The sequence below is a fragment of the Nocardioides carbamazepini genome (assembly GCF_024614185.1).
Taxonomy (GTDB): Bacteria; Actinomycetota; Actinomycetes; order Propionibacteriales; family Nocardioidaceae; genus Nocardioides; species Nocardioides carbamazepini.
Window position 1 is genome coordinate 1157185 of sequence record NZ_JAHTLF010000016.1, and the last position, 26107, is coordinate 1183291.

13 protein-coding genes are annotated in these 26107 nt (G+C 70.2%); 10 read left to right on the top strand and 3 right to left on the bottom strand.

The genetic code is table 11. The annotated features are described in order from the left end of the window. Positions 1-3: 3 nt before the first annotated feature. From cutA to KVF89_RS18050, 6 genes are all read left to right on the top strand, one after another. Complete coding sequence (cutA, locus tag KVF89_RS18025) at positions 4-2406, top strand: aerobic carbon-monoxide dehydrogenase large subunit (protein ID WP_257427469.1); 2403 nt, start codon at positions 4-6, stop codon at positions 2404-2406. Further along, on the top strand, positions 2403-3053 hold the full coding sequence (locus KVF89_RS18030) for an SRPBCC family protein (protein ID WP_257427470.1): 651 nt from the start codon (positions 2403-2405) through the stop codon (positions 3051-3053). Before cutA ends, KVF89_RS18030 begins: the two co-directional genes overlap by 4 nt. Next, positions 3050-4441: an amidase gene (locus tag KVF89_RS18035; protein WP_257427471.1), complete on the top strand. Its 1392-nt coding sequence runs from the start codon at positions 3050-3052 to the stop codon at positions 4439-4441. The genes KVF89_RS18030 and KVF89_RS18035 overlap by 4 nt, the downstream gene beginning before the upstream one ends. A gap of 216 nt (positions 4442-4657) precedes the next feature. Then, complete coding sequence (locus KVF89_RS18040; protein ID WP_257427472.1) at positions 4658-6745, top strand: hydantoinase/oxoprolinase family protein; 2088 nt, start codon at positions 4658-4660, stop codon at positions 6743-6745. A 1-nt stretch (position 6746) separates the two neighbouring features. Next, complete coding sequence (locus KVF89_RS18045) at positions 6747-8750, top strand: hydantoinase B/oxoprolinase family protein (protein WP_257427473.1); 2004 nt, start codon at positions 6747-6749, stop codon at positions 8748-8750. Between the two features lie 15 nt (positions 8751-8765). Further along, entirely contained in the window at positions 8766-9509 is a 744-nt protein-coding gene (locus KVF89_RS18050) for an SDR family oxidoreductase (protein WP_257427474.1), read from the top strand. Positions 9510-9512: 3 nt separating this feature from the next. On the opposite strand, the gene KVF89_RS18055 is transcribed toward KVF89_RS18050, so the two are convergent. Beyond that, on the bottom strand, positions 9513-9872 hold the full coding sequence (locus KVF89_RS18055; protein WP_257427475.1) for a type II toxin-antitoxin system RelE/ParE family toxin: 360 nt from the start codon (positions 9870-9872) through the stop codon (positions 9513-9515). Then, positions 9872-10162, bottom strand: a complete 291-nt coding sequence (locus tag KVF89_RS18060; RefSeq protein WP_257427476.1) for a type II toxin-antitoxin system ParD family antitoxin — start codon at positions 10160-10162, stop codon at positions 9872-9874. The genes KVF89_RS18055 and KVF89_RS18060 overlap by 1 nt, the downstream gene beginning before the upstream one ends. A 126-nt stretch (positions 10163-10288) precedes the next feature. On the opposite strand from KVF89_RS18060, the gene KVF89_RS18065 reads away from it, so the two are divergent. The 4 genes from KVF89_RS18065 to KVF89_RS18080 all read left to right on the top strand — a co-directional run bounded on the left by KVF89_RS18065 (position 10289) and on the right by KVF89_RS18080 (position 24918). After that, positions 10289-11224 carry a carbamate kinase gene (locus KVF89_RS18065; protein ID WP_257427477.1) on the top strand — a complete coding sequence of 312 codons (936 nt, stop codon included), beginning with the start codon at positions 10289-10291 and terminating at the stop codon, positions 11222-11224. A gap of 23 nt (positions 11225-11247) precedes the next feature. After that, positions 11248-12354, top strand: a complete 1107-nt coding sequence (gene bar, locus KVF89_RS18070; protein ID WP_257427478.1) for a barbiturase — start codon at positions 11248-11250, stop codon at positions 12352-12354. A gap of 256 nt (positions 12355-12610) precedes the next feature. After that, the gene (locus KVF89_RS18075; protein ID WP_257427479.1) at positions 12611-24526 is read left to right on the top strand and encodes an RCC1 domain-containing protein; all 11916 of its coding nucleotides are present in this window, start codon (positions 12611-12613) and stop codon (positions 24524-24526) included. Continuing rightward, positions 24523-24918, top strand: coding sequence for an ankyrin repeat domain-containing protein (locus KVF89_RS18080; RefSeq protein WP_257427480.1), 396 nt, complete (start codon positions 24523-24525; stop codon positions 24916-24918). Before KVF89_RS18075 ends, KVF89_RS18080 begins: the two co-directional genes overlap by 4 nt. Positions 24919-24940: 22 nt before the next feature. Here KVF89_RS18080 and KVF89_RS18085 read toward each other — a convergent pair whose 3' ends face one another. Then, positions 24941-26047 (bottom strand): IS630 family transposase, encoded by a 1107-nt coding sequence (locus KVF89_RS18085; RefSeq protein WP_257427481.1) that lies wholly within the window; start codon positions 26045-26047, stop codon positions 24941-24943. Positions 26048-26107 lie beyond the last annotated feature (60 nt).

Here is a 26107-nt window from a genome sequence, read left to right on the forward strand (position 1 = left end):
CGCATGACGACCAAGATGATGGGCGCGAAGGTCCAGCGGGTCGAGGACGACCGGCTGGTCCGCGGCACGGGGCGCTACGTCGACGACGTGGCGCTCGACGCGCTGCACACCGCCGTCCTCCGCAGCCCTCACGCCCACGCCCGGATCCTGTCGATCGACGTCGACGCCGTGCTCGACGTCGAGGGCGTCCACGCTGTGTGGACCTACGACGACCTCGAGGGCGCGATGGCCGAGCCGCTGCCGCTGCTCATCCCGCACCCGACGCTGACCCACGGTCGCACGCAGTACGCGCTGGCCAAGGACGAGGTCAACTACGTCGGCGAGGCGATCGCCTTCGTCGTCGCCGACGACCGCTACGTCGCCGAGGACGCGCTCGCCAGGATCGTGGTCGAGTACGAGCCGCTGCCCGCCGTCGTCGGCCTGGAGGCCGCCCGGACCGCCGCGAACCTCGTGCACGACGACGTGCCCGGCAACGTCGGCGCGCGGATGGAGCAGTCCAACGGCGACGCGGCGGCCGCCATCGCGGCCGCGCCCCACACGCTCTCGCTCGACCTCAAGATCGAGCGCAGCGCCTGCATGCCCATGGAGGGCCGCGGCACCGTCGCGCGCTGGGACCCCGACCAGGGGCGGCTGCAGGTGTGGACGTCGACGCAGACCTCCACCGGCGTGCGCGCCGCCGTCGCGGCCAAGCTCGGTCTCGACCTCGGTCAGGTCGACGTCATCACGCCCGACGTGGGCGGCGGCTTCGGGGTCAAGATCGTCCACCCCTGGCCCGAGGAGCTTCTCGTCCCGCTCGCCGCGCAGAAGCTCGGCCGTGCGGTCAAGTTCACCGAGGACCGGCGCGAGCACTTCATCTCCTCGGCCCACGAGCGGGCGCAGGAGCACCACGTCGAGGTCGGCTTCGACGACGAGGGTCGCGTGCTCGGCCTGGACGTGCGGTTCTGGCACGACCACGGCGCCTACACGCCGTACGGCCTGATCGTCCCGATCATCACCTCGACGCAGCTGCTCGGCCCCTACAAGCCGGGCGCCTACCACGTGCAGTTCGACTCGCTCTACACGAACACCGTCATCGTCACGCCCTACCGGGGCGCGGGCCGGCCCCAGGGCTGCTTCGTCATGGAGCGCACGATGGACGCCATCGCGGCCGCGCTCGGCAAGGACCGGGCCGACGTCCGCGCGGTGAACTTCATCCAGCCCGACGAGTTCCCCTACGAGCAGGGCCTGATCTTCCAGGACGGCCGCGAGCTGACGTACGACTCCGGCGACTACCCGGCGATGCTCGACAAGATCAAGGAGCTCGTCGACTGGGACGGCTTCGAGTCGTTCCGGGCGGCCAAGGCGGCCGAGGGCAAGCGGGTCGGGCTCGGCCTCGCCTGCTACGTCGAGGGCACCGGCGTCGGCCCCTACGAGGGCGCGCACGTGCACATCGAGACCTCCGGCAAGGTCAAGGTCGCCACCGGCCTCACCTCGCAGGGTCAGGGCCACCAGACGGCGTTCGCGCAGATCGTCGCCGACGAGCTCGGCGTGCGGTTCGAGGACGTCGAGATCACCACCGGCGACACCCGCCGGATGGCGTACGCCGTGGGCACCTTCGCCTCGCGGGCCGCGGTGATGAGCGGCTCGGCCATCCACCTGGCCGCCAAGCGGACCAAGGAGAAGGCGCTGCGGATCGCGGCCGACGCGCTCGAGGCCGACGTCGACGACCTCGAGATCGTCGACGGCGTCGTCAGCGTCAAGGGCACCGACAGCTCGATCCCGCTCGGCACGATCGCCGTCTTGTCCAACCCGCTGCGCTACGCCTTCGACGAGGCATCCAAGGCCGCCACCCAGTTCAACGTGGGCGACCCGACGAAGCCGCCGGTCGCCGAGGACGACGAGCCGGGCCTGGAGGGCACGGACTTCTACTCGCCGCCGCGCTCGACCTTCGCCTCCGGCATGCACGCCGTGATCGTCGAGACCGACGTCGAGACCGCCGAGATCCGGATCCTCAAGTACGCCGTCGTCCACGACTGCGGCCACCTGATCAACCCGATGATCGTCGAGGGCCAGATCCACGGTGGTGTCGCGCAGGGTGTCGGCGGCGCGCTCTACGAGCGGATGGCCTACGACGAGTCCGGCCAGCTGCTCAACGCGTCGTTCATGGACTTCCTGATGCCCTACGTCACCGAGGTGCCGACCAGCATCGAGATCGACCACCTGGAGACCCCGTCTCCGCTCAACCCGCTCGGCATCAAGGGCGCGGGTGAGGCCGGCGTGATCCCCGGGTCCGCCGCCTTCGCCGCCGCCATCGAGGACGCCGAGCGGTCTGCCCTTCCGTCCTTTGGCATCACTGCCATGCCCATCTCGCCGTCGGAGCTGTTCGCGCTCCGGGCGGTCCACGCCAGCTCCGAGGAGTCGAAGTGAAGATCTCCGGCCAGAACACCATCGCCGCCCCCGTCGAGAAGGTCTGGGGGGCCATCCTCGACCCGCGCGTCCTGGTGGCGACCATCCCTGGCTGCGAGCGGCTGGAGGCGACCGGCGAGAACGCCTACGCGATGACCGTCAGCGCCGGTGTCGCCGCGATCAAGGGGACCTACTCGGGGTCCTGCGTGCTCGAGGACCTGCGCGAGGGCGAGGGCCTGACGATGAAGCTGAAGGGCGCGGGTGCCCCGGGCACGATCGACGCGACGGTGCTCGTCACGTTCGCGGGCTCGGGCGAGGAGACCGTCCTGTCCTACGACGCGGACGCGGTCGTCGGCGGCATGATCGGCGGCGTCGGCCAGCGGATGCTGACCAGCGTCTCGCGTCGGATGGCGGCCGAGTTCTTCGGCAACGTCGAGAAGGTCATCGCCAACGGGCTGCCGGCCGAGATCGCCGCGGCCGAGCCGGCCGTGTCGGCCGAGGGCGCGCCCGTCTTCGCGGCGGCCCCCAAGGCTGCCGCCGGTGGGGGTCTCAGCGGTGCTGTCGGTGCCGTCGGTGGCGGCGAGTCGTTCCTGATGGGCGTCGTCGTCGGTGGCGGGCTCGTCCTCGCCGGTGTGATCGTCGGTGGCCTGCTGGGCCGTCGTCGATGACCGTGCTCTCGACCGACTCCACCGCGCGGGACCAGGCGGCCGCCGTACGACGCCGCGAGATCTCGGCGCGTGAGCTGCTCGACCTGCACCTGGACCGGATCGCCGAGCGCAACCCGGAGCTGAACGCGATCGTCTCGCTCGACGAGTCCCGTGCCCGGGAGGGCGCGGCGGCCGCCGACCAGGCGCTCGCCTCGGGCGCCGAGGTCGGTCCGCTGCACGGCCTGCCGTTCGCGTTCAAGGACACGCACGCTGTCGGCGGCTGGCGCACGACCTACGGATCCACGGTGATGGCCGACAACGTGCCCGAGCGCGACGAGCTGATCGTGGAGCGGGTCCGCGGCGCGGGCGCGGTGACGATCGGCAAGACCAACGTGCCGGAGTTCGCGGCCGGCTCGCACACCTTCAACAAGGTCTTCGGGACCACGCTGAACCCGGTCGACCCGACCCGCTCCGCGGGTGGGTCCAGCGGGGGAGCGGCCTGCGCGCTGGCGGCGGGCATGGTCCCGCTCGCCGACGGCTCCGACATGGGCGGCTCGCTGCGCAACCCCGCGTCGTTCTGCGGCGTCGTCGGCATGCGGCCGAGCCTGGGCCGGGTGCCCGAGTGGCCGCTCTACAACCAGTGGGAGTCCACGTCCGTCGGCGGGCCGATGGCCCGCAACGTCGGTGACCTGGCCCTGCTGCTGTCGGTCATGGCCGGCCCCGACCCGCGGGCGCCGCAGGCGTTGGGCGCGCCCGGCGCGGACTTCGCGTCGCCGGTGGCGGCCTCCCTCGCGGGGCTGCGGGTCGCGCTCAGCGTGGACCTCGGCGGAGCGCTGGACGTCGACCACGAGGTCGCGGCGGTCGTCGAGGCCGCCGGCAGCGCGCTGGCCGCGGCGGGAGCCTCCGTCGCGTCGGCGTACCCCGACCTGTCGCTGGCGGAGGACACCTTCCGCACCCTGCGCGCGTGGCACTTCCAGGCCAAGCTGGGCCGGCTGCTCGCCGAGCACCCCGACGCGTTCAAGCCGTCGCTCGCCGACAACATCCGGGCGGGGGAGTCACTCACCGGCCCCGACATCGCCCGCGCCTACACCCAGCGCACCGCGCTGTCGGAGACGATGCGGCTCTTCTTCGCCGACCACGACGTGCTGGTGCTGCCGGTCTCCCAGGTCCCGCCGTTCCCGGCGACCCAGGAGTTCCCCAGCGAGATCAACGGCAAGCCGATGGCGACCTATCTCGACTGGATGCGCTCGGCGTACTTCATCACCGTCACCGGCTGCCCCGCCATCTCCGTGCCCTTCGGTACGACGTCCGCCGGGCTCCCCGTCGGCGTCCAGCTGGTCGCCCGGCACGGTGCCGATCGGCAGCTGCTCGAGGTGGCGCTCGCGTTCGAAGGACTCGCTGCCCGCTGATTCGTTCGGCGGCCTCCGGACAGATTCGCCGGTCGACCGGCGAAACTCTTGCTTGACCGACGGAACTTCGTCGGTCAAGCGCCAGTTTCGCCGGTCGACCGGCGAAACTGTCGCGCCCATCCAGCGGACCACGAGGCAACATCTGCCCATCAATACCGAATCCCTCGGCAGATCATGCCGTCGTGCGCAGCGATCTGGCTCACTTGAATGTGAGCCATGACAGCGAGGCGGATCAGGATCGGCATCGACACGGGCGGCACGTTCACCGACGTCGTTGCCTTCGACGAGGACAGCGGTGAGGTCGTCACGACCAAGACCCCGAGCACGCCGGGGAACCCGGCCGACGGGTTCCTGGCCGGCATCGACAAGGTGCTCGGGATCGCGGGGGCGGAGTTCGCCGACGTGGTCGCCGTCAGCCACGGCACCACGGTCGCGACCAACCAGCTCCTCGAGGGCAAGGTGGACGCGCTCGGGTTCATCACCACCGAGGGCTACGAGGCGATGCTGGAGATCGCCCGGCAGTCCGTGCCGGACGGCTACGGCAACTCGTACTTCTGGGTGAAGCCGGACCGGATCGTGCCCCGCGACCTGGTCAAGGGCGTCGGTGGCCGGCTCGACTTCACCGGTGCGGAGATCCGCCCGTTCGACGAGGACGGCGCCCGCACCGTCGCCCGCTGGTTCAAGGCCAAGGGCATCGACACGCTGGGGGTCTGCTTCCTGCACGCGTATGCCAACCCGGCGCACGAGGAGCGGATGCGCGAGATCATCGCGGAGGAGCATCCCGACGCCGTCGTCTCGATCTCGAGCGAGGTGCTGCGTGAGTACCGCGAGTACGAGCGCTCGATGACCACGCTGGTCGACGCCGCGGTGAAGCCGAAGCTGAGCCGGTACGTCAACAACATCAAGGACCGGCTCGAGACCCAGAGCGGCCGGACCATCCCGTTCTACGTCATGAAGTCCAACGGCGGCGTGCTCTCCGCCGACGAGGTCGTCCACCAGCCGATCACCACCGTGCTTTCGGGTCCGGCCGCCGGCGCGCTCGGCGCGGCGCTGATCGCCAAGGTCGCGGGCTTCGACAAGGTCCTCACCTCCGACGGCGGCGGTACGTCGACCGACGTCTCGGTCGTCATCGACGGCGAGCCGACGCTGACCACCGAGGGCAGCGTGGGGGTGTACCCCTCCAAGATCCCGATGATCGACGTGGTCACCGTCGGCGCGGGCGGCGGCTCGATCGCCTGGCTCTCGCCCGAGGGCACCCTCAAGGTCGGCCCCCACTCGGCCGGCGCCGACCCGGGCCCGATCTGCTACCGCAAGGGTGGCACCGACGTCACGATCACCGACGCGCACGTCTTCCTCGGCCGGATCCCTCCCCACCTGCTCGGTGGTGAGATCCCGCTCGACGTCGACGCCGCCACGTCCGCGATCCAGCAGCTGGCCGGCAAGCTCGGCATCTCGCCCGAGGCCTGTGCCACCGGCATCCTCGAGATCTCCGCGTGGAACCAGGCCAACGCGCTGCGCCAGGTCACGGTCAAGCGCGGCCTCGACGTCCGTGACTTCGCGCTGACCACGTTCGGCGGCTCGGGCTCGCTGCTCCTGTGCCGGCTGATGGACATCCTCAACGTCCCGACCGTGCTCGTCCCGCCGAACCCGGGCAACGTCTCGGCCTTCGGCCTCCTCACCGTCGACGTGAAGAACGACTACGTGCAGACCCACGTCGCCCTCCAGGAGAACGTGGATCCCACCGCCCTCCAGCGCGAGTACGACGTCCTCTCCGAGCGGGCCGCGGCCGCGCTCACCAAGGAGGGCTTCGCCGATGCGGACCACGTCTTCGTGCGCACCGCCGACGTCCGCTACTTCGGCCAGGCCTTCGAGGTCCGCGTCGGCGTGCCGGACGGCCCGATCACCACGGAGACCCTGACCGCGATCGCGGACCGCTTCCACGCCGAGCACCGCGTGCTCTACGGCTACGACTTCTCAGGCGACGCGTCGCAGCAGGTCGAGGTCGTCAACCTCCGGGTGTCGGGCGTCGGCCCGATCAAGCGCCCCGAGATCCTGCGCGCGGACGCCGCGAAGCCGGAGCCGCAGCCGACCGGCTCGCGCTCGATCTGCTTCGACGCCGAGGCCGGGTACGTCGAGACGCCGATCTTCTGGCGACCCGACCTGCCGGCCGGCCAGGTGCTCGCCGGCCCGGTGATCATCGAGGAGTTCGGCTCGACCGTGCCCATCCACCCCGGCTTCACTGCTCGGGTCGACGACTACGCCAACATCATCGTGACGCGCACCCAGCAGACTAGGGGAAACTGACATGTGCCTGAGCTGCCAGACCGTCTCTGTCCAGAACCCGGGCGCCCCGCGCTCGTTCACGCACGACGGTGACATCACCTCGCGCCGCGCGCCGACCGACTTCCCGTTCGGGACGCTGACCGCCGACGCCGGCCGCAGCGCCGACCCGGTGCTCGTCGAGATCGTCCAGGGCTCGCTCGCCGCCGTCGAGCACGAGGTCGAGACCGCCATCGGCCGGACCAGCCGTTCGCCGATGATCCGCGACGCGCACGACTTCCGCGCCGGCATCCACGACCGGCTGCTGCGCAAGCTGACCGGTCGCTCGTACTCCGCGCTCGTGCACCCGGTCGCCCGGGACTTCCCGATCGAGGAGATGAACGAGGGCGACGTCTTCTTCCACAACGACGTCTACCTCTCCGAGGGTGGCATCGGCCACCTCCCCGACCTGTGTGTCACCGTCCCGGTGTTCGCGGGTCCGGAGGGGGAGCGGCGCGTCGTCGGCTTCATCCAGGCCTTCGGCCACCACGACGACATCGGCGGCGCGGTGCCCGGCTCGATGCCCTCGCATGCCACCAGCGTGTACGAGGAGGGCCTCGCCGTCCCCCCGATCAAGCTGTGGGACGCCGGCGTGCCCAACAAGGCCGCGCTGCGGATCATGACGCGCAACTCGCGGATGCCCGAGTCACTGGCCGCCGACCTCGACGCCGAGTGCTCGGCCTGCCTGATGGGCGCCCGGCGCCTGGGCGAGTTGTTCGACCGCTACGGCATCGAGACCGTCGAGGCGTGCTTCGACGCCGTCATCGACCGGTCCACGGAGACCTACCGCCGCGAGATCCTCTCGAAGATCCCGGTCGGCACCTGGACCTGGGAGGACTACGCCGAGCACGACGGTGTCGACGACCCGAAGCTGCACACGCAGCGGATCACGCTGACCCGTACGTCGGCCGACGACGCCGACGGCGAGCGGCTGATCCTCGACTTCGCGGGCACCGGCCCGCAGGCCAAGGGCCCGATCAACCACTGTGGCGACTACGCCGACGGCGCCTTCCTCAAGAAGTGGCTCGCGCCGATCCTGCGCAACCTGGCCGACACCCCGGAGCGGATGGCGGAGCTCGACGTCAACGAGGGCGTCGTGCCCCTGATCGAGATGCGGTTCCCGCCCCCGGGCACGCTGCTCACGCCGGTCTTCCCGGCGCCGACCAACGCCCGCACGTTCGTGATCCTGCGTCTGCTCGGCGTCCTCGCCGGTGTGATCGCCAAGGCGGTCGACGGCAAGATGCCCGCCGACCAGGAGACGATCCGCTACACCGGTGTCTACGGCGAGGACCTCGAGGGTCGCTCGTACCTCATGCGCGAGGTGCTCGGCGGCGGCTCGGGCGGCCGCTACTACGCGGACGGCGAGGACACCATCCACGTCGTGCCGGACTCGCGGAACCTGCCCTCGGAGTTCACCGAGTCGCGCTTCCCGTTCGTCGTCGAGTCGCTCGGTCTCGCCATGGACTCCGGCGGCGCCGGTCAGTTCCGCGGGGGGCTCGGCTACGAGAAGCACATCCGGATGCTCAAGGACGCGGACTTCATGTCCATCGCGGACCGCTCGATCCTGGCCTGCTGGGGCGTGAAGGGCGGCAAGGCCGGCAAGCCGTTCCAGGTCACCATCGACGCGGGCGGCCCCAACGAGCGGGAGGTCGACGCCCTCGCCGACGCCGAGCCGGTCGTGGCGGGCGAGACGATCCGGATCCGCACCACCGGCGGCGGCGGCTGGGGCAACCCGCTCGAGCGCGACGCGGAGCTGGTCGTGCGCGACGTCGTGTGGCGCAAGGTCTCCCCGGAGGCGGCGCTCGCCGACTACGGCGTGGTCCTCACCGGCGCGCTCGACGACGACAGCCTCGGGTACGACGCCGCCGCGACCGCCGCCGAGCGGGCCTCCCGTCCGGTGCCGGCCGAGGACGACGCCTTCTTCGACCGGGGTCCCGGCTACGGCACCCTCTCCGGTGGCGCCGCCGCGGCCGCCGTGGACATCCTCTAGGACACGAGGACGACGATGAAGGTCGCGATCCTCGGGGGATCCGGCAAGACCGGTCGCGCGGTCGGCGCGGCCCTGGCCCAGGCGGGCGTGGCGACCCGCCCCCTGGGCCGGGCCGCGTTCGACGACCTCCCGGCCGCTCTGGCCGGGGCGGACGCCGTGCACGTCATCGCCCCCAACCTGCACCCCGACGAGCCGGCCTACGTCGCCGCGGTGCTCACCGCCGCCACCGAGGTCGGCGTCGGCCGGGTGAGCTACCACTCGGTGGCCTCGCCCTATGTCCCCGCCATGCCGCACCACCTCGGCAAGGCCGTGTCGGAGGACCTCGTGCGTCGCTCCGGCCTGGCCTGGACGATCCTGCAGCCCTGCGCCTACCTCCAGAACCTGCTGCCGGCGCTGCGCTCGGCCCGGTCGTCGGCGGCCGGCGGGCTGGAGGTCCCCTACGCCGTCGACACCCCGTTCGGGATGGTCGACCTGCACGACGTCGCGGCCGCGACCGCGGCGGTGCTGACCGGTGAGGGGCACGTCGGCGCGACCTACGAGCTCGGTGGCCCGGCGCTGGTGAGTGTCGCCGACGTCGCCGCCGCTGCCGGCGTCACCGCGCGACGCGTCCCCGCCGACGGCGACGTGCACCCCTGGCTGCGAGCGATGTTCGACTACTACGACGACCACGGACTGCCCACCGGCGGCGTGCCCCTGCGGGCGCTGCTGGGGCGCCTGCCCACGTCGGTCGCCGAGGTGCTGGCGCGCGATCTGGGCTGAGAGTCAGTCCCAGCCCAGGGTCGGGTCCAGATAGCGCGTCGGATCCATCCGCTCGTGGAGGACACGGCCGACGACCAGCACGTCACCACGCCACCTGCACACGAGGATGTGGACCGGATGACGGACTCGGGGAGCCGGGCAGCGGCTGATGCTCTGCTTGAGGTGCCATGTCAGGACGCCGTCGCCCAGGTCCACATGGGTCTGGAAGTCCACCCCGTCCGGATGCTCGGCCGCATGCTGCGCGGCCGCGGCGATGAGGCTCGCGTAGCGCGTTCGAGCGACATCGCCGAAGTCGCGTTGGGATCGGGCGAGGATGTCCACGACGTCCAGGTCGGCGGCGTGGACGAACCGGAAGGACGGCATCAGCCGGCGTCGGCGGCTTCCCGGGCTGCGCGGGCGCTGAGCATGGCGATGTGATCGGGGAGCTCGTCCGCGGTGAGGTCGGTGGAGCGCCCAGCCGCCTCGTCGTCCCAGCCACGTTGTGCCTCCCGTTGGAACGCTGCCAGTCGTGCGCGGAGCTCGAGCTGGTCCTTCTCGACCAGTCGAAGACCCTCGCGCAGCACCTCGCTCGCGTTCTGGAACCTGCCTTCCGCGACGAGCGCCGCGATCAGCTCCTCCTGCTGCCGGGTCAGCACCACGTTCCGTGTCGCCATGACTCTCCACCTCCATTGGCATCTTATGCCATCGCTGGTCCGCTGGCAGGTGTTGCCAGCCTTCGTGCTTCGAGTTGGCTGTTCTCCACGATGAACGCCGGTGATCCGGCTCACTAGGTTCGCTGCATGAGGATCCTGCTGGCGCTCGGTGGCAACGCGATGACGTCCCCGGACGGGAAGGCCCGACCGGAGGACCAGATCGCGGCCGCGACCGAGGCGATGGAGGCCGTGGCCGACCTGGTCGCCGCCGGTGTCGACGTCGTCGTCACCCACGGGAACGGCCCGCAGGTCGGCAACCTGCTCGTGAAGAACGAGATCGCCGCGCCCGTCGTACCCCCGGTCCCGCTGGACTGGTGCGGGGCCCAGACCCAGGGCACCCTCGGCAACATCTTGATGAACGCGCTGGACGGCGCCCTCGCCGCCCGCGGCCTGACCCGGCCGACGGCCGCCCTGGTCACCCGGACCCGGGTCGACGCTGCGGACCCGGCGTTCGCCAAGCCCAGCAAGCCGGTCGGCCGCTACCTGTCCGCCGACGAGGCGCGCACCATGATCGAGCACGGCGAGACCTGGGAGGACCGCGGTGAGCGCGGGTGGCGGCGGATGGTCGCCTCGCCCGAGCCGCTCGAGGTCCTCGACGCGCCGGCCGCCGTCGCGCTGGTCGAGGCCGGCTTCGTCGTCGTCGCCAACGGCGGTGGCGGCATCCCGACCGTACGCCGACCCGACGGCTCCCTCGCCGGCGTCGAGGCGGTCATCGACAAGGACCTGGGCGCGGCCCTGCTCGCCCAGGCGATCGAGGTCGACCTCCTCGTCATCGCCACCGACGTCGCGCACGCGGTGCTCGGCTTCGGCACGCCCGAGGCCGCCGACATCGGTCAGGTCACCCTCGACCAGATGCGGAGCTACGCCGCGGACGGGCACTTCGCGGGCGGCTCGATGGGACCGAAGGTCGACGCGATCTGCCGCTTCGTGGCCGAGTCCGGCCGGCGCGGCGTCATCACCGACCTCAGCAGCATCCTCGCGGCCGCCGACGGCCGCGCCGGAACGATCGTCACGCCCAACTGAAGAACCCGAAAGGAAGCTTGACCATGCCTTCTGCCATCGAGGTCCGCAAGGTCCCGATCCACTCCGTCGCCGACGCCTCCGAGCTGGCCAAGCTCATCGACGAGGGTGTCTTCAAGGCCGACCGCGTCATCGCGATCATCGGCAAGACCGAGGGCAACGGCGGGGTGAACGACTACACCCGGATCATCGCCGACCGTGCCTTCCGCGAGGTGCTCGTCGACAAGGGCGCCCCGGCCGACCAGGTCAAGCAGGTCCCGATCGTGTGGTCGGGCGGCACCGACGGTGTCATCAGCCCCCATGCCACCATCTTCGCGACGGTCGACGTCGCCGAGGACGACCCGAGCCGCGAGGAGCAGCGCCTCACGGTCGGCTTCGCGATGAGCGAGCCGATCCTGCCCGAGGAGATCGGGTACGTCGCGATGATCGAGAAGGTCGCCGCCGGTGTGAAGGTCGCCATGGAGCGCGCCGGGATCACCGATGTCGCCGACGTGCACTACGTGCAGACCAAGACCCCGCTGCTCACCATCCACACCATCCGCGACGCGCACAGCCGCGGCAAGGAGGTCTGGACCGAGCACACCCACGAGTCGATGGACCTGTCCAACGGCGTCACCGGCCTCGGCATCGCCGTGGCCCTCGGCGAGATCGAGATGCCGACCGACGCGGACGTCATGAACAACCGTGAGCTGTACTCGTCCGTCGCGTCCTGCTCCTCCGGCGTCGAGCTCGACGTCGCCCAGATCGTGGTCGTCGGCAACGCGAAGGGTGTCGGCGGGCGCTACCGCATCGGTCACTCGGTGATGACCGACGCCCTCGACCAGGACGGCATCTGGAACGCCATCAAGGACGCCGGCCTCGACCTGCCCGAGCGCCCGCGCACCGCCGACCTCGACGGCAAGCTGGTCAACGTCTTCCTCAAGTGCGAGGCCTCGCAGAACGGCGAGGTCCGCGGTCGCCGCAACGCCATGCTCGACGACTCCGACGTGCACTGGCACCGCCAGATCAAGTCCTGCGTCGGTGGCGTCACCGCCGCCGTGACCGGTGACCCGGCGGTCTTCGTCTCGGTCTCCGCCGCCCACCAGGGCCCGGAGGGTGGCGGCCCCGTCGCAGCCATCGTCGACCTGGGCTGATCACCGGCTCGACCCCTTCACCGATCCCCGTCCCTGCCGCACGCAGGGGCGGGGATCGGTCGTTTTCGTGATCGACATAGGGGACCGGGTCCCGACCGGTCATGGCTCTTTCGGGCCATTGACGGGACGGGAGGGGGCCGAGCACCATCGCTGCCCTGATGTGGCGCCGATCACGCTCGCGTGAGCGTGGTTGGGGGGCCGGGCCGCGGTGAGGGACACTCCGATGGCTTCTCGTGCGCTCGAACTCGTTCGGTCCGTGCTCAGGACCACCGCCGCGCAACGGCGCTGGCTGGTCCGGATCCTCACTCCGACCGGCGCAACGGTGGTCCGTCGGGTCGCGGTGCTCGCCACTGCGGCGTTCGTGCTGGTCACCGGCGTGGTGACCGTCGTGCTGGTCACCGACGAGCCCGGGCCGGATCCGCTCGCGCCGCTGGCAGGAGCGGGCGACGCCTTCGACGTCGAACTGGATCCACTGCGGGCGATGAAGCGTCCGAAGGCCGACCGAGGCACGAAGCTGCCCGCACCGGAGGAGCCGCAGTCGGACGTGGTGGAGCGCCCCGGAGTCACGTCGAAGAAGGTCTGCGTCGAGCAGGGCGGAGCGGGCGGCACCGCAGGCGGGGGCGCCGACGCCACCGATCCGCTCGGCGCCCTGCTCCAGGAGGAGGGCACGGCGGAGGTCTGCTCGTACGACGCGACCCGCCAGGCCGACGACGTGCCGGATGTCGCTCCGCTGACCATCGCGGAGGGATACGAGCCGGCGCCGGCGCCGCAGACGCCGTCGGGTCCGACCGATCAGCCCACGGACTCGCCCACGGACGAGCCGACCGACGAGCCGACCGACGCGCCGACCGATGAGCCGACCGATGAGCCGACGGACGAGCCGACCGACCAGCCGACCACTCCGCCGTCGGACCAGGCGACCGGCGGTGACGACCAGCCGAGCGGTCAGTCACCCGGAAGCCCGTCCGGACGGGTGCGTTCGGCTCGTTCGGAGCGAGACGGGGTCGGGGTGGTCCCGGCGATGGCGACCGTGCGCTCGGCTGCGCGGAGTGGGGCTCCGGCCGCTGGGGAGTACCTGTCGCCGAACTGGGTCCAGTTGAACCCGAGCACGCAACCGGCCGGGTCGGTGGAGGCCGCGATGGCCTACGACAGGATCCGCGGCCAGGTCGTGCGGTTCGGTGGTCGCACCGGCGCGACTGGGCTCGCCGAGACGTGGGTGTGGACCGGCACGACCTGGGTGCAGAAGTTCCCGGTGACGAGTCCGCCGGGGCGGTTCCGTGCGTCGATGGCCTGGGACGAGTCGCTGGGCAAGGTCGTCCTGTTCGGCGGGCAGGCTTCGGCCTCGGCTCCACTCAACGACGTGTGGGCGTGGGACGGCACCACGTGGACGCAGCTCACGCCGACGGGGACGGCTCCGGTGGCCCGCACCGGCGCGTCGATGGCGTACGACGTCGCGCGGGACGGATTGGTGGTCTTCGGTGGTGCGACCACCGCGGGGGAGCGCAACGACACCTGGCAGCTGAAGGCCAATGCCTGGACGCAGATCCAGGCCAACGGGACCGCGGGAGCGCCGGCGGCGCGCAGTGACGCCGCGCTGGCGTACTCCGCGTCGACGGGCCAGCTGGTCCTCTTCGGTGGGGCTGTCGACTGCTGGACGGCCTGTGACGCGGTGGGCGACACCTGGATCCTCGGTCCCAGCACCACCGTGTGGACGCAGCAGGCGCCGGCGCACAGTCCGCCGGCACGAACCTCTGCGGCCGTGGCTCTCGACCGAGGTCTGGGCATCGTCGAGGCGGGGCCCGGCCGGGATCCGAGCAAGGGAGCGATGGTGCTCTTCGGTGGCGTCGACTTCGACGCCGGCGCATCGATCCTGCGCAACGACACGTGGGCGTGGACCGGCGATGACTGGGCGAAGGCCGTGGGCATCGCCTCTCCGGCGGGGCGCGGCGGCGCGGCGATGGCGTCGGACGGCCAGGGCCGGATGGTCATGTTCGGTGGGGTCACCTCGACCGCGATCGTCCAGGAGACCTGGTCGTATGACGTGACGGTGCCGATCCTCGAGATCTCGGTGACGGGCGCGTCCGATGGCACGGCCGAAGAGCCGGTGTTCTGGGTCGGCGACACCGCCGAGGTGTCGATCACCGCCCACAACGCCGGATCGGCGCCGATCACGGGTGTGACGCTCACGTCGGCGCTTCAGGACACGCTGTTGGCGGCGGGAAGCCTGATCAAGCTGGACGGCACCACTCTCCAGCCGTGTGCGCCGGCCGGGCTGGATCCGTGCGGAGCGGTGGCGGACCTCACCGCCTCCCTGGCTCGGATCGACATCCCGCTGGGGGCATCACGGGTCGGAGACTTCCTCGCCTCGGTCGTCGGCACCCAGCGCGGCTGCGAGCTGATCGACGTCCCCGCGATCGCCGCCCAGCTGAGCGGACCTTCAGCAGAGGTCTTCGCCCAGATCACGGTGTGCGGCGGCGGCCTCGGCATCGAGGACTGGTGGACCTATGACAGCACCGACCTGGGTGGCGGTGCGAGCGCCAACGTCAACGTCGCCAACGGCAACCTCGTCATCGAGCAGCAGGACACCACGCCGGTGCAGACCCGTGGGCGACTGGCCCTCGGGCTGGGACGGGTCTACAACTCCCAGGACCACATGTCGCCCGGCGGGCCGATCGGGGCCGGCTGGCAGTTCGACCTCGGCGAGACCGGGGAGTTCGCCGGTGGATTCGGTGTCGGCGGCCTCCCGATCCCGAACCTGCAGACCGTGCTGCAGCCCCTCTCGATGCCCTACATCGACCGCGACGGCACCCGGCACACCTTCAAGCTCCGGTCGGTCGGCGCCTCGGTCGGCGACCTGAGCCTGCCGATCGACCTCACCGGCCAGAGCGGCATTGCCGACTCCGTCCTCGGGCTGCTCAACCCGCAGTCCCTGCGGTTCGCGCTGTCCTCGGCCGTCGAGGGGCTGATCTACGGCAAGCTCTGCATCGACCAGGCCTACACCGGCCCGCCAGGGTCGAACCTGTTCCTGTTCCGCTACATCGGCACCGCGGCGAGCGGCTGCAACAACCCGGCGGAGAACGGCTTCGTCGACGTCGGCTGGTCGCTGGTCCGGCCCGACCGGGTGCGCTACGACTACGACATCCTCGGCCGGATCACAGCGGTCACCGACCCGGCCGGTCAGCAGATCCGCTACGACTACCAGGCGGGCGAGACCCGCGGTCCTTGGAAGATCTACACCGCCTCCTGTGGCGACGGCGGCACGTGCCCGGTCATCACCGTCGACTACGACGCCCCGGGAGCGCCGGAGGACCACCGGCACGTCAAGGTCACCGACTCCGCCGGCCGCGTGACGTCGTACCTCGTCGACGAGACCGACCCGCTGCTCCCGCGGCTGGTCGAGGTCTGGGCCGCGGGCAACCCTCTTCCGCCCGTCAACGGGGCGCCCGGCAGCGCCACCACAGCCCGGCCGTCCGCGAGCTACACCTACTCCACCTCGACGGAGCGCTGCGACGACTCGCCCTCCGGGGCCACCACGGTGGGCCAGCTGTGCTCGGTCACCGACGCCCGCGGGCACCGCACGACGTTCGGTCACGCGCCGGCGCCGATAGGTCCCGACCGCGTCATCGAGGTGACCGACCGGCGCGGCAACGACACCGCCAACGGCGGCGGCGGAGCCACGAAGGGCCTGACCACCGTCTACGGCTGGCACGACAACACGAGCGACGAGCAGGCGCCACCGGTCTATGTCACCGCGGACATGGGCAGACCGGACCAGGTCGCCTCCTGCGGCAACGCGTGTCAGCGGGTGCGCTACTCCAAGATCGACGACTGGGGACGCGTCGGCGTCATCGAGGAAGGGGACTCCGGCGACTCCTACCTCCGGCAGGCCGGGTATCTCTGGGACGGCATGGGGGCAGCCGGCGGCATCGAGTCCTGCGCCCAACCCGCTGGCAGCCCGATGAACCACAACCTGTGTCAGACCATCCGCAAGGCGCAGCCGGTCGACTGGTCCGCCGGCCCGGTTCCCCCGGGCCAGGCGACCACCGCGACCGTCGACGGTGTCACCGTCCACGACGAGGCGATCGCCTACACCTACGGCACGCTCGGTCAGACCCTGCGCCAGAAGGTCCTCCTCGATGCCGCACCGGTACCCACCGAGGGGTGGACCGACGCGAACTCGGCGATCACGACCTGGGGCAGCCACGACCAGTACTTCGACGCCAACGGCGACCAGCGGGCGTTCGACAACCACGTGCGCGGCAGCGGCCAGATCGCGTCGAGCGCCGCGGGCAGCAACTATGTGTCCACCGTCGGCCACGACAGCCCGCTGGGCTACTGGCGCCTGGGCGACGCGAGCGGCACGACCATGGACGCCCACACCGGACCGGACGGCACCTACGGCCCCGCGGTCGGGCTGGGGGCCCCGGGTGTCATCGCCGGTGACGGCGCCGTCACGGAGTCCACGACGAGTACGGGAGCAACCATCCCCGGCCTCACCGGCTTCGCGTCGGGCACCTCGGCGTCCTCGTCGGACTTCACCGTCGAGGCCTGGCAGCGGACGACCGACACGACCAAGCAGGAGCGCACCTTCGCCTGGGGGACGGCGAACGCGTTCGGCCAGGTCGGCCGCAACTTCGGCGGATACCCGATGATCTACCTGGCCTCGGACGTCGCCGCCGGCAAGAGCCTGACGGTGTACTCGCCGGTGTCGATCGCCGACGGCGAGTGGCATCACGTCGCCTACACCTACGACGGCTCCGGCACCGCGTCCGGAGCAGCGATCTGGGTCGACGGCGTCAAGCAGACGCTCGTCGTCTACGACAACGACCTCGCCGGACAGTTCGCGGGCAGCCCCACGCAGGGTCAGACCGCGACCGCCGGTCCCGGATCGAGCCTCGACGAGCTCGCGATCTACACCAAGATCCTCGCCCCGGCACGGATCAAGGCCCACTACGCAGCAGCCGTCGGCGGCGACCGGATCAAGCCGGACACGCTGTATGCCGTCACCGACCAGACCCAGGAGCTCTCCCCACGCGGGAACGCGCCCGCGGACGCGGACCCGAGCGACAGCTGGGGCGACCACCTGACCACGACCCGGCGCGACATGCCGCCCAACGGCCAACTGGCCTCGACCAACAAGCCGGCGGCCACGACGATCTGCGGCAGCGCGGCCCGCGGCAACACCGGGCTGGTCTGCGAGGTCGACACGCCGGCGTCGGCGAATGTCCCCGCGGGCTCCTGCGCCTCGCCGGTGTCCGGCCCGCCAGCGGGCAGTCCGAGCGTGCCGACCAGCGGCGGCTACACCCACACCTGCACCACCTACGAGTACAACGCCGCCGGCCAGCGGACCTCGATGAGGCTTCCTCAGGCCAATGCCGCCAACCGCCCTGAGGCCACCGAGTACCGCTACTACGCCAACGCCGACAACGACCTCTCCGGCACGGTCTCGGCCGGAGGCTGGCTCAAGGCCGTCGTGGATACCCGTGGGAAGCACACGGTCTTCGCCTACGACGCCGCAGGCAACGTCGCCCGCACCTGGGAACGCAATGCCACGCGTGGCCTGGCGCTCGGCGCCGACTGGACCAATGCCGCAGCGCCGCCGTCGGCGGCGTACACCGACCAGGTCAACGCCACGCCGGTGACCTCGGACTCGCTCAGCGTCTCCAACACCGCCCTGGTCGCCATCGGCCCGGACGGAACAGTCCGGGGCTCCGGCGCCAATGCGTCCGGCGAGCTCGGCGACGGCACCACCACGGCTCGCTCGCACGCGGTCCGCGCGGTGGGCATGAGCAACGTGGTCCAGGTGGCCCAGACCTCGACGGGTGCACTGTCGGGCTGCGCGTTCACGGTCTATCTCACAGGCGACGGACAGGTGTGGGCGAGCGGAGCCGGCGTCACCACCCCGGTCCGGATCGGTGACCTGACCGACGTGATCTCGATCGCCGCAGGCGGTTGTCATGCGCTGGCCCTCGATGACCGCGGGCGGGTGTGGGCGTGGGGATCCAACACCTTCGGGCAACTCGGCATCGGCGTGACCGGCGGCTCGTCGAACGTGACCCCGCTCAAGGTCCTGGACAACGCGTCGACCATCGGCGCCGGCTACCTCCACTCGCTGGCGGTCAAGACCGACGGGACCCTGTGGAGCTGGGGAGCCAACAACGCCGGACAACTCGGCCACGGCGACACCACGCTGCGCAACGCACCCGCCCAGGTCAGCGGTCTGAGCGGAGTGCGGGCCGTGTCCGGCGGAGCAGGTGCCTCCTACGCACTGACCCGCGACGGCAAGGCCTGGGCGTGGGGCAACAACACCCAGGGCGACCTCGGTCTCGGCGACACCACCCAACGCAACGCTCCTACCCGGATCACGACCATGGGCGACGGCACGGCGGCCGGGCCGGTACGGCAGGTCATCGGAGCCGGCTACGGCGCAGCCGCGTTGATGGTCGACGGCAAGATCCGCGCCTGGGGCTCCAACACCACCGGCCAGCTCGGCGGGACTCCCGGCACCCCCGCCAACTCGACCAGCCCGGTCGTCGTACCCGGGGTCGAGGGCCAGGTCGCCCTCGCCGGTGGCTGGGCCACCTGGGCCTCGGCCGACCGCGCGGGCAAGGTCACCGTCTGGGGTTCCACGACGAGCCACCAGCGAGCGGACGGCACCAACCCTGCCACCTCGCCTCCGACGACCGCCGGGATCGACGTGTCGCCGTACCGGCTTCCCGGCTGGAGCCTGCGCGGCACCAGGGACGCCACCGGCAACCTGACCACCCAGACGACCGACAGTCTCGGGCAGGTCCGCCGGATCCGCGGCGGTCGTGGCAACGAGGTGCTCTCGTCGGCGTACGACCGGACCACCGGCTATGACGCCGCCGGCCGCCCGGTCCGCTCCACCGGCGCGCAGCACCGGTCGACCGGCACGGTCGCGACGGTGGATTACGACCCGTACGGCAACCCGGTCAGGACGATCGACGCCCGTGGCGTCGCGACCCGGGCGAGCTTCGACGACGTCAACCGGCCGCTGACCAGCGAGGCGACCCGTGGGCCGGTCGACCCCCAGCTCACCACCTGCGCCGGCACCGCGACGGCCGCCGCGTGGACCCCGGGCCAAGACGGCCACCAGATCTGCGTGACGTCCTCGACCTACGACGGCGTCGACCGACAGATCACCGCGACCGACGGCGCCGGCCAGACGACGCGGACCTGGCTGGACGCGGCCGGCCGGCAGGTCAGAGTCGACGCCCCGCGCAACGACGGTGTCTACACGACTCTCACGAGCCGCTGGAACCACGACCGCAACGGCAATGTGCTCGACTTCTGCCCACCGCGCGAGCTCGACACGAGCCTCGACGGGAACGGTGCCCGCCGGGAGCCCGACGCCTCAGGCGGTTGCACCGGCACCGGCAGGCTCTCCACCCACTACCAGGTCGACCGCGCCGGGCGAACGGTCAGCGAGAAGCGCTACCGCGGCTCCACCGAGCTGGTCACCAGCTATCGCTACGACGCCGACGGCAACACGATCGCGGTGTCCGACCCGAACGACCACGAGACGACGATGACGTACGACGACCAGGGCCGCCGCACCAGCCAGACGGTTCCACGTGAGGCCGGCAAGTCGAACACCACGACCTGGTCCTACGACGACTCGGGCAATGTCACCGCGGTCAACGCCCCGGGCTTCCTCAACACCGGCTCCGGCATCGACGGCAACCTGGTCGTCGACGGGGCGATCAACGGCGCCGGCAATCCGTTCCAGATCCCCGACGGCGCGCAGTACCGCAACGTCACCCTCCAGAACGGCGCCCATGTCACCGCGGCCAACACCGGCAGCGGCCTGGCCTTCTACGCCACCGGCACCGTGACCGTGTGCTCGACCTGCGTGGTGACCATGGATGGCAAGGGGGAGCAGGGCGGTGCCGCCGGTACGGCGGGCAACGGGCTCAGCGGTGCCGGCTCGCCGGCCAGCAACCCCAACCCGGGTAACGGCGGCGTGGGCGGCGTGACGGGACTGCTCGGGCTCTCCGCGTCGGGTGGCGGCGGTGGCGGCCACCGCGACGACGGCCAGCCGGGCCAGGGTGGCACCGGCCCCGGTCTGCCAGGCCTGGCATCGGGCACACCCGACTTCGCCGAGGTCGGCAGCGACTACCTGAAGGGCTCCGGTGGCGGCGGAGGCGGTGGCGGGGTCGGCCTCCTCGGCACGGCCGGCAAGGGCGGCAACGGCGGCGGATTCGTCCACATCTCCGCCGAACAGGTCATCATCGACGGCACCATCACCGCTGCCGGCCAGAGCGGCACCAACGGCGGCACCAACTCCGGCGGAGGAGGCGGAGGCGCAGGCGGCGGGATCTGGCTCTCCGCCCCGAGCGTGAGCCTGGCCACGACCACCGTGCTCAAGGTCGGCGGAGGCGCCGGCGGCACGGGAGCCGGCGCCGGCGACCGCCAGAAGAACGGAGGCGCCGGATCGCCAGGCCGGATCCGGATCGACGCGGACTCGGTCACCAACGCGCCAGCGGGCGTCGATCTGTCGAAGACCGGATCGGTGACCGCGATCTCCTACGACGCCGCGAACCGGCCACTCGACACCCTCGAGGGAGCCCAGACCCGGCAGGCGGACCCGGCCCTCGAACACGGCCCGGTCGCAGCACCCGACCCGTCCGGCCTGGCCAACACCCGGACCCGCGCGTTCTACAACGCCGACGGTCAGATCGCCGCGGTGCTGCCACCGCAGGCGTTCACGGACGCGGCCTCGGTGACCGCGCCGAACCTGAACACGGCCAAGCGGATCGACTACGACCTCGACGGCAACGCGACGCGGACCTATGCGCCCCGCTACGACGCCACGGTCACCTCGCTGGGCGGTGGTGACGACGGTGGGCTGGGGACGAACCAGCAGACCGCGCAGTGCCCGACCGGCCCGGTCACGGATCGCATCGACGGGTTGGCGGCGTACAGTTCGACGGTCGGGGTGTGCGTCGTGCGTTCCGTCTATGGCCCGGTCCGCAACATGGTGCGGCAGTATCTGCCGACAGCGGCTCCTGTAGGTGGGGACAACCGGTATCTGGAGTACTTCTACACAGGGGATGGGCTGGTCGCAGGGGTCAGCGGGCCCGACCCGCGGACCAGCGGGTCAGGGAGCGGCAGCACTGCGCGTGTTGATCTTGCGACAATGACCTATGACGGCGCGGGCCGGACGACGAGGACGCTCAATGCCCTCGGCTACGGGCCGCAGGCCGCCTACACCGGCGACGGTCTGGTCAAGCAGGCCACGGGGCAGGGCTATACGGATGGCAGCAACACCGTCGCCGAGGTCACGCTCAACAGGTACGACGCGGGCGGGAACCTGGTCGACGTCCAGAATCCGGAGGGCGATCACACCGGGCAGATGTGGACCACCGACGGCCGACTGGCGTCGATCACCGCACCCGGACCCGACATCGGGCAGACCGCGACCACGAGGTACACCTACGACAAGGTGGGCAACCCGGTCGAGGTGCTGAACCCGAAGGCGGAGCACAACGGTGGGAAGCCGGTGGTGAACCGGTTCACTGATGACAACCTGATCGTGGCGACGCACACGCCGATCACCAATGGGTCGTATCGGTCGGTGCGGTACACCTACACGCGTGCGGGGCTGAAGTCGGTGACCGAGACCGCGCGCTGCTCCTCGGGCACGGTGAGTGATTGCGTGCGTGGGAACCCGGCCTGGCACTCGGGTGGTGCGATGAAGGTGGAGTACGGGCCGAACGGCCGCGTGCATCATCAGATCGGTCGTGAGGACGGTACGTCGCGGGCGATCACGTCGTTGTATGCCCAGTCGGGCGGCATCAGCCAGGTCGCGGATCCGATCAGTGACGTGACGATCGATGTGGGCTACTACCTCGATGGCCGGATCCGGACGGTGAGCGAGACCGGCACCGGTGCTGGCGGCGGAAATGCGAACACTTACGCCTACAACGCGGCTGGTCAGCTCACCGTGCGCAGCGACCAGACCGGTGCCGCCGGAGCGACCGGTGGTGTGAAGAAGACGACGTCGTATGCCTATAACCAGGCCGACTTGGCCGACACGATGGCGTCTGAGGTGCTGGGGCGGAGCACGTCCTACGCCTACGACAAGGCTGGACGGCTCCGTGAGGCGGCGACCGGCATCCATGCGAACGAGTGGTCGTGGCACCCCAATGACGCTTTGGCGGGAGCCAGGAGCAGCGTCGGCCCCTCGACCATCAGTCAGTACGGCTACGGGTACGACAACAACCGCAACATCACTCGGCAGGAGGCCTCTGGTGAGGTAGCGGGTGGGGTCGGGAGCTTCACCTCGACCTACACCTACACCCCCGGGCAGCAGATCAAGACGTGGGACCCGGGGTTCGGGGACGTCTCCCGGTATGCGTGGGAATACGACCGCAACAGCAACCGGACCAAGGAGACCACGACCGCTTCCGGGAGTGGGCCGGCTGGTGGTGTGACGACGTGGACCTACAAGCTGGACAACGCGATCGATGTCCAAGACGGCCCCGCCTCTGAGGTTGGGGGTGTCGATCCAGATCGTCGGGTGTACTCCTACGACGAAGACGGGTTGTTGGAGTCCGATGGGTGCGCCACCAACACCTATGACGTGTTCGACCGGATCCGACGGGTCGAGGTCAACAACACAAGCGCATGTGGCGGCGATGACAAGACAACCACCTACACCTATGACGGTCTGAACCGGCAGCGAGAGATCACTGTCGCGGGCGCGAGCCAGGCGGGTGCAAACACGACGACGCGCAACGTGTACGACGGTCTCGTCCCGATCCTGGTGGGGCAGAACAACGCGGTCAACGGGGAGTTCTCGAAGCCCACGGTGCTCTATCAGCTCGACGCGGACCGTGCTGCTGTGGGCTATGAGCAGGTTGCAGGTCCCGGTGGTGGCGGTGCGGGCCGTGCGTTCCTCGATACCGACGGGCACGGGAATGTCACAGCCATCACGACCGGCAACGGAGGTGCCTCCGGTGGCGGTTCCGGGGTCTTGGGGTGTGGGGTCGTGTACAGCCCGTACGGCATCCCGTACGACACCGCGACTGGCCCGAACGCGAACAAGGTCTGCAAGAACGGGTCGCAGACGGCTTCGAGTGGCAACAGCCAGTGGTATCGCGGGATGACCCGTGATGGGTCGACGGGTAGCTACCAGATGGGCACGCGTACCTACGACCCACGAACAGGTGCCTTCACCACCCCGGATTCGTATCGGGTGGCGCCGCCCTCGACCGATCTGTCGGTGGGGACCGATCCGTTGACCGCGAACACGTATGCGTATGTCAACGGCAACCCGTTGAACTTGATGGACTCTGACGGGCATCGGGCGGTGGATCCCAGTGGGAACGAGTTGTCGCCGTGCCTTTCCAACCCCAGTTCCTGCACGAAGGAAGCCGCGGCGGAGGCGCGGGACTCCTATCGGGGCCTTCTGGATCGCCAGCAGGAGGCGTTTGACGCTGCGGAGCGCGAGCGTCGGCGCGAGTTGGCTAAGGTGACGGTCTATGAGGTCACCGATCTTGACCCGGACACGGCCGGGGGGACCGGTAAGTTCTGCCCATTCGGCGGTAACGGTGATGGCTGCGCGATCCAGGAGATGTCGGCCTGTGAGGTCGATAGCAAGGTGTGGTGCGTCGTCAGCGGTGAGAGAGTCCCGAAGACGGGACTCACGCTGGCGGAGGGCTTCAAGCTGCTGGTCTTCGACCCGTCTGCCTGTACCGAGGGTGCAGTTTCGTGCCTTCTGGAAGTGGTCATGGCCGTGCCAGGTCCAGGCAAGGCGTTCAAGCTCGCTCGGCTCGCCGAGATGGCCGACGACGCGGGCGATCTCCGGAAGATCGAAGACGCCGCTCGGGGCCTCGACGAGGCGGCGGCGGCCGTTGACGTCGCGAAGAACCGGGTGAAGCTCCGTGTTGGCACGAAGAAGGCGATCCTGGACGCTCAGCGAGCACCCGACGGGAAACTGTACGATCCAAACACAGGTCTGCCCATCACCGAAGGGGCCGGGCATTTCGGCCATCGGCCAGGATTCGAATGGTGGCGCACCCAGCGGCGAGCTCGCGACGAGGGCTGGACTCGTCAGGAAGTCATCGAGTACGAAAACGATCCCACCCATTACTGGTATGAGGACCCAACATCAAACATGAGCCACAAGTATGAGATGCCACGATGACCGGCGCTAGCGATCCGCAGGGTCGGACGCGGCTTCACCAAGTCGCGCTGGAGGGCGATGTTTCGGAAGTCTCCGCGCTGGTTGCGGCAGGGGTAGACCTGGGCGCTGCGGACAAGTCCGGCGCCACAGCGCTCCATCTAGCTTGTCAGCAGGGCAATGTCGAAGTCGCCAGCCTCCTGCTCGAGGCAGGCGCTCCTGTCGATCCGCCTGATTCCTTTGGCAACACGCCCTTGTGGCGTGCGGCGTTCGGGTTTCAGGGTGGAGACCCTGCCCTGATCCGACTACTGCTTGCCGCCGGAGCAGACCCCGACGCGGAAAATGACTCGGGGCGTTCGCCGAAGGACATGGCCCTTACCTTCGACAGACCGGGCATCCGGACGGTCTTCCAATGACGAGTTGGAGCAAAAACGGCGGCTAGTGGCGTGGGTTCGAAGTAGTTGAGCGGTTGGCCTTCGCGAGGATCTGGTCGGCAGTCTTGGTCCACACGAACGAGTGGGAGCGGTCGTTCCAGCCGTCGATGAACGCGCGGATCTTGGCATTGAGGTCACGCACGGACTTGAAGACGCCGCGGCGGATGGCTTGGCGTTCGACGATCCCGAACCAGACCTCGACGAGGTTCATCCACGAGGCGTGGGTCGGGGTGAAATGCACGACGAACCTCGGGTGCTGAGCCAGCCAGCCGCGGACGTTCGCGTGCTTATGAGCGGCGTAGTTGTCCATCACCAGATGCAGCTCGACCGGGTCGCCCGCCTCGTCGACCACGTCGCGGTAGGTCCGTTCGATCTGACGCAGGAACGCCAGGAACGCCAGGAAGTCCTGGTGACGGTGCCGCTTCTTCAACGACGCCGTGACTTGACCGGTAGCGATGTCGAGCGCGGCGAACAGGGTGCTGGTGCCGTGGCGGTAGTAGTCGTGCGACCTGCGCTCGATCCGGCCCTCCTGCATCGGCAGGATCGGCACGGTCCGGTCCAGCGCCTGGATCTGGGACTTCTCGTCCACACACAAGACGATCGCGTTCTGTGGCGGGGCCAGGTAGAGCCCGCAGATGTCGGTGACCTTCCCGACCAGCTCGGGATCGGTGGAGAACCGGAACGACTCGGCCTTCCACGGCTTGATCCCGTAGGCACGCCACGCCCGGGCGATCGTGCCGTTGCTGACCTTCAACCGCTCACCCAGCAGCCGGGTCGACCAGTGCGTCACCCCGAGCTTCTTCGGCGGCGGCCTCAGCGTCTCGGCCACGATCGTGCGGTGATCCAGCTCGCGCGGACGCCCAGGCCGCGGAAGATCGCCCAGCCCTCGAAGTCCGCGTTCTTCATAGCGGCCACGCCACGAGAGCACGGTGTTCGCGGTGACATCGGTCAGCTCCGCGATCCGCGCGTTCGCGACCCCATCGGCTGCCAACAGCACGATCCGCGCCCGCTTGGCTGCCGAAGCCGGCACCGTCGATGACCGAGTCCACCGCTCCAGCTCTTCGCGGTCACCATCACGCAGCACCAACGGCGGGGCAGGACGATTCGCCATGCCTCATGATTTCAGACCCCAACCACTCAAAGACTTACGACACGCGACACTAGCTTCCCA

Coding starts and splice junctions, on each gene's coding strand:
- KVF89_RS18055 (WP_257427475.1), bottom strand. CDS start 9,872: ATGCCGTCCTTCCGGTTCGTCCACGCCGCCGACCTGGACGTCGTGGAC.
- bar (WP_257427478.1), top strand. CDS start 11,248: ATGCCTTCTGCCATCGAGGTCCGCAAGGTCCCGATCCACTCCGTCGCC.
- KVF89_RS18040 (WP_257427472.1), top strand. CDS start 4,658: ATGACAGCGAGGCGGATCAGGATCGGCATCGACACGGGCGGCACGTTC.
- KVF89_RS18035 (WP_257427471.1), top strand. CDS start 3,050: ATGACCGTGCTCTCGACCGACTCCACCGCGCGGGACCAGGCGGCCGCC.
- KVF89_RS18045 (WP_257427473.1), top strand. CDS start 6,747: ATGTGCCTGAGCTGCCAGACCGTCTCTGTCCAGAACCCGGGCGCCCCG.
- KVF89_RS18050 (WP_257427474.1), top strand. CDS start 8,766: ATGAAGGTCGCGATCCTCGGGGGATCCGGCAAGACCGGTCGCGCGGTC.
- KVF89_RS18060 (WP_257427476.1), bottom strand. CDS start 10,162: ATGGCGACACGGAACGTGGTGCTGACCCGGCAGCAGGAGGAGCTGATC.
- KVF89_RS18080 (WP_257427480.1), top strand. CDS start 24,523: ATGACCGGCGCTAGCGATCCGCAGGGTCGGACGCGGCTTCACCAAGTC.
- cutA (WP_257427469.1), top strand. CDS start 4: ATGACGACCAAGATGATGGGCGCGAAGGTCCAGCGGGTCGAGGACGAC.
- KVF89_RS18085 (WP_257427481.1), bottom strand. CDS start 26,047: ATGGCGAATCGTCCTGCCCCGCCGTTGGTGCTGCGTGATGGTGACCGC.
- KVF89_RS18065 (WP_257427477.1), top strand. CDS start 10,289: ATGAGGATCCTGCTGGCGCTCGGTGGCAACGCGATGACGTCCCCGGAC.